This window comes from Pseudobutyrivibrio ruminis CF1b (assembly GCF_000424005.1).
GTDB classification, from domain to species: domain Bacteria; phylum Bacillota; class Clostridia; order Lachnospirales; family Lachnospiraceae; genus Pseudobutyrivibrio; species Pseudobutyrivibrio ruminis_C.
The window spans coordinates 399,492-412,106 of the sequence record NZ_AUJB01000009.1; the positions used below are offsets into that span (position 1 = coordinate 399,492).

The 12,615-nt window shown below is 43.3% G+C and carries 7 protein-coding genes; 5 read left to right on the top strand and 2 right to left on the bottom strand.

Annotated elements, in window-relative coordinates; translation table 11 throughout:
• On the top strand, window positions 1-3,531 hold the full coding sequence (locus G592_RS0108545) for a rhamnan synthesis F family protein (protein ID WP_028247463.1): 3,531 nt from the start codon (window positions 1-3) through the stop codon (window positions 3,529-3,531).
• The gene (locus G592_RS0108550; protein ID WP_242830156.1) at window positions 3,479-5,980 is read left to right on the top strand and encodes a glycosyltransferase family 2 protein; all 2,502 of its coding nucleotides are present in this window, start codon (window positions 3,479-3,481) and stop codon (window positions 5,978-5,980) included. Before G592_RS0108545 ends, G592_RS0108550 begins: the two co-directional genes overlap by 53 nt.
• Window positions 5,981-6,032: 52 nt before the next feature.
• On the opposite strand, the gene G592_RS0108555 is transcribed toward G592_RS0108550, so the two are convergent.
• Window positions 6,033-7,646 (bottom strand): LTA synthase family protein, encoded by a 1,614-nt coding sequence (locus tag G592_RS0108555; protein ID WP_051194826.1) that lies wholly within the window; start codon window positions 7,644-7,646, stop codon window positions 6,033-6,035.
• Entirely contained in the window at window positions 7,643-8,716 is a 1,074-nt protein-coding gene (locus G592_RS0108560) for an acyltransferase family protein (RefSeq protein WP_028247466.1), read from the bottom strand. Before G592_RS0108560 ends, G592_RS0108555 begins: the two co-directional genes overlap by 4 nt.
• A gap of 154 nt (window positions 8,717-8,870) precedes the next feature.
• On the opposite strand from G592_RS0108560, the gene G592_RS0108565 reads away from it, so the two are divergent.
• From G592_RS0108565 to G592_RS17830, 3 genes are all read left to right on the top strand, one after another.
• Window positions 8,871-9,944 (top strand): acyltransferase family protein, encoded by a 1,074-nt coding sequence (locus G592_RS0108565; protein ID WP_081660353.1) that lies wholly within the window; start codon window positions 8,871-8,873, stop codon window positions 9,942-9,944.
• Between the two features lie 8 nt (window positions 9,945-9,952).
• Window positions 9,953-11,794, top strand: a complete 1,842-nt coding sequence (locus G592_RS16035) for a glycosyltransferase family 2 protein (RefSeq protein WP_051194827.1) — start codon at window positions 9,953-9,955, stop codon at window positions 11,792-11,794.
• A gap of 127 nt (window positions 11,795-11,921) precedes the next feature.
• Window positions 11,922-12,614 (top strand): nucleoside-diphosphate sugar epimerase/dehydratase, encoded by a 693-nt coding sequence (locus G592_RS17830; RefSeq protein WP_242830157.1) that lies wholly within the window; start codon window positions 11,922-11,924, stop codon window positions 12,612-12,614.
• Window position 12,615: the final 1 nt, after the last annotated feature.

Genomic DNA, 12,615 nt, shown 5'->3' on the forward strand with positions numbered 1-12,615 from the left:
ATGGAACGATTACTATACGAGAAGCTCTCCAATGAGAGAAACCCAAAATACAACATCATCACAGATATTGTGGAGCGTGACGGCACAAAGGTTGTTGTGAAAAGGCCCTACGACTCAGAGGCTGTGGAGCATATACATAGAGTATTCGATAGCTACAGAGGCTTGCAGGAATTACTGCAGGGCTCTGATTTTTGCGTAAATGACAGTAAGCTTGTGGGGGATTCCATTGAAAGTGAATTCCTTGAGGGACAGCATTTGACTGCGGAAGATGCAGAAGATTTCCTTGCAGCAGTGAAGGGGGCATTTATCCCAAAGGCTACTGAGTTTGTAAGTACTCCAGAGTTCGAGAAGGTCTTCGGACAGGTGGATTTGCCTAGGGGAGTGCTTGCGTGCAAATACTTAGATATAGATTTAATTTTTGACAACATCATCAAGACTGACAAGGGATGGCAGATTATTGATTACGAGTGGACTTTTGATTTCCCTATTCCCATCAATTACATGCTTTACCGTGTGGTGAAATTCAGCCAGCTTCCAGGCAATCTGGTGGCTATTTCTGATGCAGAAAAGGCAGAGTATCAGAAGATGGAGGATCACTTCCAGAGCAGATACTGCTTCAAGGATGTGAAGAATCTGAAGGAGCTGAGAGAACATGCGGAAGGCCGCAGCAAGACAAGCGCTGATTTTGCCATCGCCAGCCGTGATTATCAGATAAAGCAGCTACAGGATCTTATCGCTGCAAAGGATGTGCACATCAGAAACATCGAGGCTGTGAATGACCAGCTTCGCACAATATACGACAACACTGTAAACACCAGAGGCTACAAGACTTTGGAGAGCTTCCGTGCCTTGGCAGCATTCCTGCGAGGCAAGCCTAGCCCAGCAAGAGATGCAAAAAAGGCTGAGAAGGAAGCCAAGAAAGCAGCGAAGATTGCTGCCCGTGAGGCTAAGAAGGCTGCAGCGAGAGGAGAGGAAGCACCATCTATCGCAGTGCATCTTCATCTTTTCTATGTGGATTTACTTCCAGAGTTTGTAAGCTATTTTTCAAATATTCCATTCCGCTTTGACCTTTATATCTCATGTCAGCCTGACGCTGATATCAATGTGATTAAGGCCGGGTTGAAGGACCTTAAGATGGCCAACAAGACGGTGGTTCGTCCGCTTCAGAACAGGGGACGCGATCTCGCACCTCTTTATGTGGCCTTTGCTGAGGAGATAAAGCAGCACGATTATTTCCTCCATGTACACAGCAAGAAGTCTCTTTACTCGGGACAGGAAAAGGGAGGCTGGAGACAGTTCTCACTTGAGATATTATTAGGCTCTCCTGAGAAAGTTAATTCTATATTTGATTTATTTAAGAATAAAAATGCAGGTTTGGTATACCCAGATATCCATGAAGAAGTACCTATGATTGCCTACTCATGGCTTGCTAATGCAGGCCTGGGTCAGCAGCTTTTTGCTGAGTACGATTTAGGTGAGATGCCATCTGTATTCAATTACCCAGCAGGCTCATTCTTCTGGGCTCGTACCGATGCGCTGAAGCCTGTTTTTGATCATGGCTACAGCTATGAGGATTTCCCTGAGGAGGCAGGCCAGACTGACGGCACACTTGCTCACGCTTTGGAGCGCATCCTTCCTTTCATTTCAAGAAAGCAGGGTTATGACGATTTCATCCTTTATTTAGAGGATAAGGATACACAGGTCAATAAGAGCCTTCGTCCATTCTATAGCAATTTCAAGGTGGACAAGGAGCTTCTCATTATGAAGCTTTCAGCTTATGAGACTATTTCATTTGATATTTTCGACACACTCATCACTCGAACAGTGTATGAGCCAGATGATGTGTTTAGAATCGTGGAGAAGGTCATTGCCAATAAGTACGGCAAGCAGGTGGATTTCCTGAAACTGAGAAAATCTGCTGAGGCTGCTGCCGCAGCACAGTACGGTGCCCTCACCACAATCGACAAGATATACGTGGAGGTTTCCAAGGACAAGACCATCGGCGATATCGCTATGGATATCAAGAAGCTGGAAATCGATATTGAGACTGCTGTATGCATTCCTAGAAAAGACATGGTGGAGGTTTACAACGCCCTGAAATCAATGGGCAAGCGTGTAATCCTGGTTAGCGATATGTACCTCAACCGTGTGGAGGTTGTAGGATTATTACACAAGTGTGGTATAGCATATTATGATGAGCTTCTTATTTCATGTGAGGTGGGCGCCCGCAAGGACGACGGAAGCATGTGGAATCTGGTGCTTTCAAATGTACCAGCAGATTCATTTATCCATGTGGGAGACAATTTCCGCTCGGATTCACAGATTCTCATGGACAGACATGTGGCTACACACATTGTAATGAACCCAAGAGATTTGCTGGCTCTTTCTGATTTTGCTTATTTTGATAAGCTGGCAAAGAGAAGCCTTGCTGATTCTGTAGTGGTAGGCCAGGCCATAAATGGAGGAATCTTCAACTCTCCATTTGCCTTCGATGATAAGGGACAGCTTCACTTTAAGAATATGTACGACATGGGCTACACCACCATGGGCCCACTTATGGCCCGCTTTGTAGAGTGGATTGTAGATGAAAATAAAAAGAGTGGCGAGAGACTGCTTCTTCTTGCCCGCGAAGGTTATATGTTAGAGCAGCTTATCCGCGGATACTGTCAGGGAAAGGGCATCGAGGTGCCAGACATTCACTATTTCCTTACATCCCGCAGAGCCTGCGCTGTGCCAGCTCTTGAAAATGATGAGGATATCAGAGAGCTTATCTCCCAGAAATATCAGGGCACATTCAGTAATCTTTTGGTGGAACGCTTCGGATTGGAGCTTCACAGCGACGATACTGACCGCCAGTTTGACTACGAGACAAAGCCTGAAGAGCTGATGGCAGCCTTGGAACCATACAAGGATGAGATTTTCGACAGGGCTAAAAAAGAGAAGATTGCATATATGAATTACGCTGAGGATTTCCTTTTGACATCAAAGGAAATCGCCGTGGTAGACGTGGGATTTTCCGGCACAATCCAGTACTTCCTTATGAAGCTTACTGGCAGGGACATCAGAGGACACTACCTGGCTCTTCATTCAAATAAGCCAGAGCGTATCGGTGGAAAGGCTAACGCCATCTTCGAAATCACTGATCCTCGTCTCATCGACGAGAGCAAGCTGATGAAATATCAGCTGTTTTTGGAGAATGCTTTATCTGCGCCATTTGGCCAGCTTATTAATTTCACCATGGAAAATGGTCAGCCAAAGCCAAGTTTCAAGGGAGATGACTTTGTAAGCGAGGATGTGAAGCTGCTTCAGAAGGGCATTTTGGATTATGTGACTCAGTATGCCACTGGCACAAAGTACCTGGCTGATGAGCAGGTTGTAGATGCGGTACTTGTAGAAGATTTATTCTATGATATAATAGCGGCTGGCACTTTAACATCTGAGATTGCCGAGAGCCTCACTGTGGAGGATGGCTACTCACGTGGCGGAGTGCAAAGATTTGACGTTGAAACCGGTAAATGGAAGGTGGATTGATTTGAGAGATACTTTTAATGTGGTATTTATCAGATACCATTTAACAAAGAAAAATACATTGTTGTTCCAGGGATTTTATCCATTTGATAATCCTAAGGGCTACGACCTTGTGGCAGAGATGAACGGAAAGCCTTACAAGATGGACATCACCATCAACGAAGGCAATGAGGTTCGCCGCCGCTATATCGCTGCTCACAAGAGTGTTTCCAAGGAATATGTGGGCGAGATTGAGCTTCCAGAGAACTTAAAGGATGTGAAGTCTTTACAGCTTATCTGTGTTCTTGGAGATACTAGAAGTGTTGTTTACAAGGCTACAGGCCGCGACCTTGAAAAGCTTAAGAAGGAATATGAGTACAATCTTGAGCGCGCAGCTGTTACAGATGATAAGATTCAGATTCTTGGCTGGGCTATCGGAAATGTACCTGAGGAGTTCCATCTTTACGATGGCAATACAGAGATTCCTATTTCTGTAAAGAGAATGTTCCGTAAGGATGTTTACGGAGTCTATCCAGAGCTTACAGAGAAGTGTGATTCCGGCCTTGAGATTGTTTTTGATAAGGGCAATTATAAAAAGCTTCGCCTTACAATCACTGCAAATGGTCAGGTTTACGATTGCAAGGTAGACACTCCACACGTGCTTACAGGTGGAAATCTTCTTCCTAAGAAGACATTGTGGGAGCGTATCGAGCTTTACCGCCAGGATAATGGACTTGGCGCTACTATCAAGCATGCCATTGATAAGTTTAAGAATGCTGATGCACCTAAGTACACATACATGGATTTCCTTACAAGCTTCGGCCCTACAGAGGTGGAGCTTCAGCGTCAGCGCAATGAGAAGTTTGAGTACAATCCACTTATGAGTATCGTGGTGCCAATGTATCAGACTCCTGAGAAGTTCCTTGTGGAGCTTATTGATTCTATCGTGGCTCAGACTTATGCCAACTGGGAGCTTTGTCTTGCAGACGGAAGCCCAGATGACAGCATCGGCAAATTTATCGAGAAGAAATACGGCGGCGACAGCCGTATTAAATACACACACCTTGAGGCAAACCTTGGCATTTCAGATAACACAAATGCTGCCATCGCCCTTGCCACAGGTGATTTCATCGTGCTTTCAGACCACGATGACACTCTTGCTCCAAATGCAATGTACGAGTGCGTGGCTGCTATCAATAAGGACCGCAGCATCGACGTCATCTACACTGATGAGGACAAGATTTCAATGGATTCAAAGGAATACTTTGAGCCAGTGTTCAAGCCAGATTACAACTTAGATTTACTTTGCTCAGTAAATTACATCTGCCATCTTTTCATTTTCAGACGTGATATCTACGAGAAGGTGGGAGCATTTAATAAAGAGTACGACGGTGCCCAGGATCACGATTTCATTCTCCGCTGCTGCGAGGCTGCTGGAAATGTTTATCACGTTCCAAAGGCTCTCTATCACTGGAGAAGCCACGCTGCATCTACTGCTATGTCAGCTGAGAGCAAGCTTTACGCTTTCGATGCAGGTGTACGTGCTGTTCAGGCGCACTATGACAGACTTGGCATCCCAGCTAAGGTTGAGCAGGACACATTCTACGGATGCTACCGCACAATCTATCAGTGGGACAAGGAGCCACTTGTTTCTATTATCATTCCTAACAAGGACCACACTGATGATTTGGATAAGTGTATCAAGTCAATAGATGCAAAGAGCAATTACAAAAATATTGAGTTTATCATTGTGGAGAACAATTCTACAGAGCCAGAGACTTTCGAGTACTACAAGTCAATCGAGGGTCGTCCTGATGTGAAGATTGTTCGCTATGAGACACCAGGCTTCAATTTCTCTGCAATCAACAACTGCGGAGCAAAGGCTGCCAGCGGTGAGATGTATCTGCTTTTAAATAACGATACAGAGATTATTAACGAGGGCTGCATCAGAGAGATGGTAGATGTATGTCTTCGCCCAGATGTAGGTATCTGCGGAGCCCTTCTTTATTATCCTGACAATACAGTGCAGCATGCCGGTGTTGTTATGGGAATCGGCGGAATCGCTGGTCACACATTTGTTGGCCTTGAGCGAAGCGAGCCAGGTTACATGTTCCGTGCAGTTACCACTCAGGATCTTTCAGCTGTTACAGCTGCCTGCCTGATGGTTCGCAAAGAAGTATTTGATGAGGTTGGCGGTCTTACAGAGGATTTGGCAGTTGCCTTTAACGATGTGGACTTCTGTATGAAGGTTCGTGATAAGGGATACCTGGTTGTTTACAATCCACACGCTGAGCTTTACCACTATGAGTCAAAGTCTCGTGGATATGAGGACACAGGAGAGAAGGTTGCCAGATTTAATTCTGAGGTTGAGAAGCTTGAGAAGAGATGGCCAGACATTCTTGAAAAGGGTGATCCATATTACAATCCTAACCTTTCAATTTTGGATGGTTGGTTTAGACTGAAGGAAGAGTAAAATTTAAGGCTTGGTACCAGTTACGGTGCCAAGCCTTTTTGTATTCTGCGATTTATCGTTCTGCCTCAAGGGCACTAAAGTAAGTCAGAACCTGACTTAAAAATTCTTCTTTTTCCAATTCTTCAAGATATCTTATTTCTCCGCCCTCAGTACTGATAAGGTATGAGGCATCGTAAAACATTCTGTCGAACTGGGAACCTGCATCGGCATCAAAAAGGCTTGTGCCAAGAAAATAGTTCTCGGAATCGATATCAAGGAAATCCAAAACTGTAGGAGCAAAGCAAAGGGAATTGCGCCCCTTTACATCAATCTCTTGAGGCTCTATGCCTTTGTAATAGATGAACAGTGGCATCACATCAAGATCGGTGCATTCACGTTTGTGGTCCGTAAACAAATCTGTGTAGGACTGGTCAGCGTAAGTGGAGTGATCTGTTGTGAAAATAATGATGGTGTTGTCTGCGAGGTCAGACTCCTGAAAATCATCCAGGAAGTATTTAAACATCTGGTCGCAGTTGTAAAACTTATTTAAAAATCCGTTGGCACCGTCCCCGTACTGATACTCCTTAGAGTTGAAGGAAACATGGGTGCCAAAGGTGTAAATGCCAAGTAAGAATGGCTGGTCATCCTTAGCCTTTTCATGGGCTGACTGAATGAGAAGCTTGTAGGCTTCGCCGTCTGTCATGCCATCTGCAAGTCCTGTTACATTTTCCTTATCCTCGATAATCTCGTCGAATCCAAGGTTGTTCAGATAAAGAGTAAACTCGTCATTGAAAGGCTCAGTATTTATAAATGAAGTCTTGTAACCCTGATCCTTTAAAATGCTGTGGAGGGAAACAAGGTTGTTTGCCTTATTGTCATCATCCAGCTTGTAACCACTGTAAAGCTGTCCCTGAACACCGCGGAGTGTTGGGAAGGTGTGGTTGTAATAATTTTTGAAAGAGATGCAGGATTTCTCAAACTCCCGAAGATTTGGCATGATATTTCTTTCATCGTAAATGATGTTGGAACTGAGGCCTTCTGTGAAAATCACGATAATGTTTGGCTTCTCTGGAAGTGCAGCAGGTTTTGCAACAGCGTCTTCAAGTGAATCCTTATGGAAAGTGCCAAGGGCAACTTCAGGATTTGCGGCAGCACGCTTAACATGCTGATAGCGAACCTGATCCACCAAAATAGTAGCGAAGCTCTGGACAGGGCTGAAACGTTTGTAGCTGGCGTTAATAGCCATTTCAATAAAAATGAAAGCTACAAGCAAAGTGACAATAGTTCTTTTATCAGCCTTGAAAATGCATCTGCCTGGGAGAAAAATAATCACCAGGGCAAGGATAGTTCCAAGGGAATAGGCTACTATTTCCCCGCCAAGATCCTGAAGAAACTTGATATTTTTCAGCATGGTGAGAGTGACGTAGCTGTTTCCAAAATAAAGTACCGTCATCTGTGCCACGTAGATGAAAAACAGCAGGCATGCTAATATTCGACAAAAAATATTTTTCTCGGTAATGAGATTATAAATTATAAAAATAAAGGTGAGCTCTACTAAACCAACAGAGATGTAAGTAACCTGTCTGGTGGTGAAGTAGGTCAGAACAGTGAGAACCGCAGCAAGTATGAACTTTATAATTGTGAAAAGCCCTCTGCGGAAGGCTTTATCTTTCAAGCGTGAAATCAATTCAGGTACTCCTTTGTCTTGTTAATAAGTGGCTGTTCCACATAGTTGTATATTGCGATGGACATAGCCAGTGAAAGCAGGTAAACCACTACGAATACACGGTATGCTGACAAATCTGTAAAGTGAAGCATCAGCATGAAATGAAGCAGATACATTGAAAAGCTTACATTACCGATGAGAGTGAAAACTCTGTTGCCCATGAAGCGGCGAACAACATTGCCCTCTGAAAGAAGACACAAAATCATAATGGCAAGTGCCGCCATATATGTGATGAGAACAGGGTGTTCCCAACCTACGTGATAGCCTGTGAAGCGAGCATCGATTTTCGACATAATCTGCTCGGAACTTACAATAGAAAGAACCAGACAAAGTACCACATAGACCGAACCGAAAGCCGAGCAAAGAACAACAGTCTTCTCAGAAACATTCTCCTTTACAAGCTTTACAATCCTAAGCAAATAAGCAAACGCCATGCCCACTAAAAAGAGCCAGAGCCTAAGTGGGGAAGTGCTTCCATTTGCATAAAGGAAAAGTGCGGGCACCTTTGGCAAAATCTGATATGTGACAAATACAAGCAGATTTATAAAGGCAAACACTGCAAGATTCATCTGAAGTGCAGAAAGCTTTAGTGTCCCAATGAGCTTTTTGAAAGCTGCGATAATCAAAATCACAAATGGTGCAACGATATAGAAAATTATCTCCTGCTGAAGGAACCAAAGGTGGTTCTTGCTTTTGATGAAAAACATGTTTAACAAAAGACTGTTCTCAGTAGAGAAATCTCTGAAATCGAAAAATGCCAGCCCCCATGTGGCAAAGAACATGCAAAGCCAGCAGGCCGGGATGATGCGCACCAGGCGCTTTACGTAGTAGCGGCCAAATTCCTTTGGCGAAAAGTATCCGTATTCAAAATTTTCCTGTGTAAAAGGCTGACATACGAAGAATCCGCTCATGGCAAAGAATATGTTGTTTCCTAATCCGCCCTGAGCCAGAAAACCGCAATGGGAAAGGATGATAAGGGTGATGGCCCAAAATCGAAGTCCCTGGATTGCGTTATTTTTGGACTGTTTCATTTATATTATTCCCTTCAAAATTCGATGGTAAAATTCAAATTAAACTTATTGTGATTATACTATAGTGACCATTGAAAAAATAGGTAAATTTGTATGTGCTGTGGGTATATGATAAAATGACTCCGTCAAAATTAATTTAATAAGGAACCGATTAATGAATAATAAATGTACGTTAGAATCCCTGTCGCAGGGGACTGATAACAATCTAAATCTGGTGAGACTGATTGCCGCCATGCTGGTAATGTACATGCATTCCTTCGCACTGTGTCAGGCAAATCTTGAGTCAGATTTAATGTACACACTTACTTTCCACAAAGCACTTTCAGGTCAGGTAGGCGTGGATATTTTCTTTGTTATCAGCGGATTTTTAATTTATAGAAGCTACGACCGTAGCAACAAAATTGGTAAATATTTAAAGGCACGTTTTCTTAGAATATGGCCACTTATGGCACTGTTCGTTCTTTCTACGGCCTTTATTTTTGGCCCTGTGTACACATCACTTTCCAGGGAAGAATATTTTGCAGGTGATATCAAAGGATACCTGATGAATCTGGTTTTCATTTCATCTGAGACAAGACTTCCGGGGGTGTTTGCAAACCATATTAATCAAAGTGCAAACGGCAGTATCTGGACTCTTCAGTACGAGGTGCTTTGCTATCTGCTGGTGCTTTTGATGGTGCCAATTTTAAGAAAATTCAAGAAGTTGATTTTTGCGATAATCGCAGTATCGGCAGGCATTTATCTGTACTTCAGCTACGGCTGCACGGCAGATACATTTCTTGGAGTTTCAAAAACATTGTTTGTAAACTTTGGACGCCTCACTCTTCAGTTTGAAGTGGGCGTGCTTTACTATGTTTACAGGGACAAGATTGTTATGTCCATCAAGTGGTTTTTGGTGGCAGTGGCTGGTCTTGTGGCAGGCTCATATTTCTTGGATTACGAAATCGTATTTGCGATATTTGGAGCATATATAGTTTTGTATTTAGGCTTCAATTATTACGGCATTTCAAAGATATACAATAAGGTGGGCGACATCAGCTACGGAGTGTACATCATGTCATTCTTCGTGCAGCAGCGTGTCATCGAATACCTCGGTGAGATTCCATACGGCTACAGAGCATATTACATGGATACCTACACCAATTTCTGGGTGTCAGTAGCTATCGTTGTGCCACTGGCGCTGATTAGCTGGCATTGCTTTGAAAAACAACTTTTGAAATTAAAATAGGGAAAAATATGAACGAGATTAAAGAGTACAAGGAACCAACAAATAAAATTGAAAAGGGGTTGATGTATCTTCAGCACTACGGTGTGAGAAGAACTGTGACAAAGACCTTTTTAAAGGCCATCGGTCATGACCAGGAACACTACAGTTATCGCAAATTTTTAAAGGCTCATCCTGTTACAGAGGAGGAGCTTGATAAGCAGCGTCATACCGTATTTACGTATAATCCTGTAATCAGTATCGTAATTCCTCTTTACAACACACCGGAGAATTTCCTTGTTGAGCTGATTCAGTCATTCACAGCCCAGACCTATCCAAACTGGCAGCTCTGCCTTGGCGACGGCAGTCCAAAGGAAGGCCTGAAGGATATCATTTTAAAGGCTACAGGTGGACAGTGGGACGACAGAATTGTCTACAAAAAGCTGGAGGGCAACACAGGAATTGCCGGAAATACTAATGCAGCCCTGGAGCTTGCCACAGGTTCGTTCATCGGATTTACAGACCATGATGACCTTATCACTCCTGATGCAATGTTTTATATTGCAAAGGCTTTGAACGAGGACAACACTATCGAGGCTATATATTCCGATGAGGATAAAATCGATATGGAGGGCAAGGAATATTTCCTTCCTCATTTTAAGTCGGATTTCAATCTTGACCTTTTGTGCTCACATAATTACATCACTCATCTTTTCGTTGCCAGAGCTGATTTGGTAAAGGCCAGCGGCGGAATTAAGTCTGAGTTTGATGGTGCACAGGATCATGATTTTGACCTTAGAATTTTGGAACAGTGCAAGAACATTTACCATATTCCTCGTGTGCTTTATCACTGGCGTACACATCCACTTTCTACAGCGGATCACCCAGAGGCAAAGATGTATGCCTATGAGAATGGACGCCGCGCAGTGGAGGAGCACTACAAGAGAATCGGTGTGCCAGCCAGAGTGGAGCTGGATACACATTTGGGATATTACCGCACTATTTATGAGTGGCCAGACACACCACTTCTTTCTATCGTAATTCCGAATATGAATCACTGCAGAGATTTGCAGCAGTGTATCGACAGTATTACTGAGAAAACAGACTATAAGAATATTCAGTTTGTGATTGTGGAAAATAATTCTGATGAGGCGGCTCTTTTCGATTACTACAAAGAGCTGGAAATCAGAACAGATATCAATGCCAAGATAGTAGATTTTACAAAGGCTTTCCCTGAGACAAAGGGACAGTTTAATTTCTCTGCGCTGGTTAATTTCGGTGTGGAAAATGCAGATGGAGAATACATTCTTCTTCTTAACAACGACACCAGAATGATTAACAAAAATGCCATCTCAGAGATGATGGGATTTGTGAGAAGAAATGACGTTGGTGCTGTTGGCGCCAGATTATATTATGGCAACAATACTGTTCAGCATGCCGGCCTTATCTTAGGACTTGGCGGAGTTGCTAATTCACAGTTCCACGGAAGCGGAAGAGAGCAGGTGGGATATTTCTACCGCAGTACCTGTGTCCAGGATTTATCAGCAGTTACAGGTGCATGCCTTCTTACAAGCAAAGCAGATTATGAAAGCGTGGGCGGATTCGACGAGAAGCTTGCAGTGGCATTTAACGATGTGGATTACTGCCTGAAGCTTAGAGCCAAGGATTTACTTTGCGTCTACACACCATTTGCTGAGTGGTATCACTTAGAGTCCCTTAGTCGTGGACTTGACCACGCAGACCCAGCAAAGAAGGCCCGCATGGACAAGGAGACAGAGTACTTTATGTCAAAGTGGAAGGATGTGTATGAGAAGGGGGATCCATACTACAATCCAAATCTTTCACTGACAAAATTTGACTATTCATTTGAGTAGGTTTTTTATTAGGCACATCATTATATTTTGTAGATAATAAAAGGAATAACCATTATAATATAAGGTAATAAATTACTTGGGGAAGTAATTGGGGTTTTACTTAAAATAGTGTATTGGGAGAATTGTCTTGTACAAGAAAAAGAAGCGCTCGTGGGTAAAGCATCTCGACTTTATTCTGCTGGACATGTTGGCTGCAGAGATTGCACTGTTCATTGGTGTTTTTGTTAAGTTTGAAGGTGCAATTATATTTGTCAGCAGATTTGACCATTATCCTTTATACGAAGATATGGCGATGCTGCTGCCATTTATCGATTTGGCAGGAGTTCTTTTTACAGAGACTTACACGGGTATTTTACGACGAACAAAATATCAGGAAGCGATTTCTACCATTGGTCACTGCTTTGTAAACGTACTGGGAATTCTGTTATACATGCAGGCTATGCAGACCACATTCTTCTACTCAAGATTTGCTCTTGGCGTAGCTGGTGTAGCAATGGTAATCATTTCCTATATATTTAGATGCGGATGGAAACGTGTTATCCGCAGGAGAATGCTGCAGGATGTCAATAAGACATCCCTTATTGTGGTGGCTGAATCTACTACAGTGGATGCCTGTCTGGCTGAGCTTGCCCACAGCCCATACTACGAATTTAAGGTAAATGGTGTGGCTGTGGTTGATAAGGACATGACAGGGCAGGTGATTCAGGGAATTCTTGTTGTGGCATCTGCTGACACTTTATTTGAATATCTTAGAACCAACGTGGTGGACGAGGTGTTCCTTGATGGCAATACAAGAGCCAGCGAGGAGAACCTGGCATGAC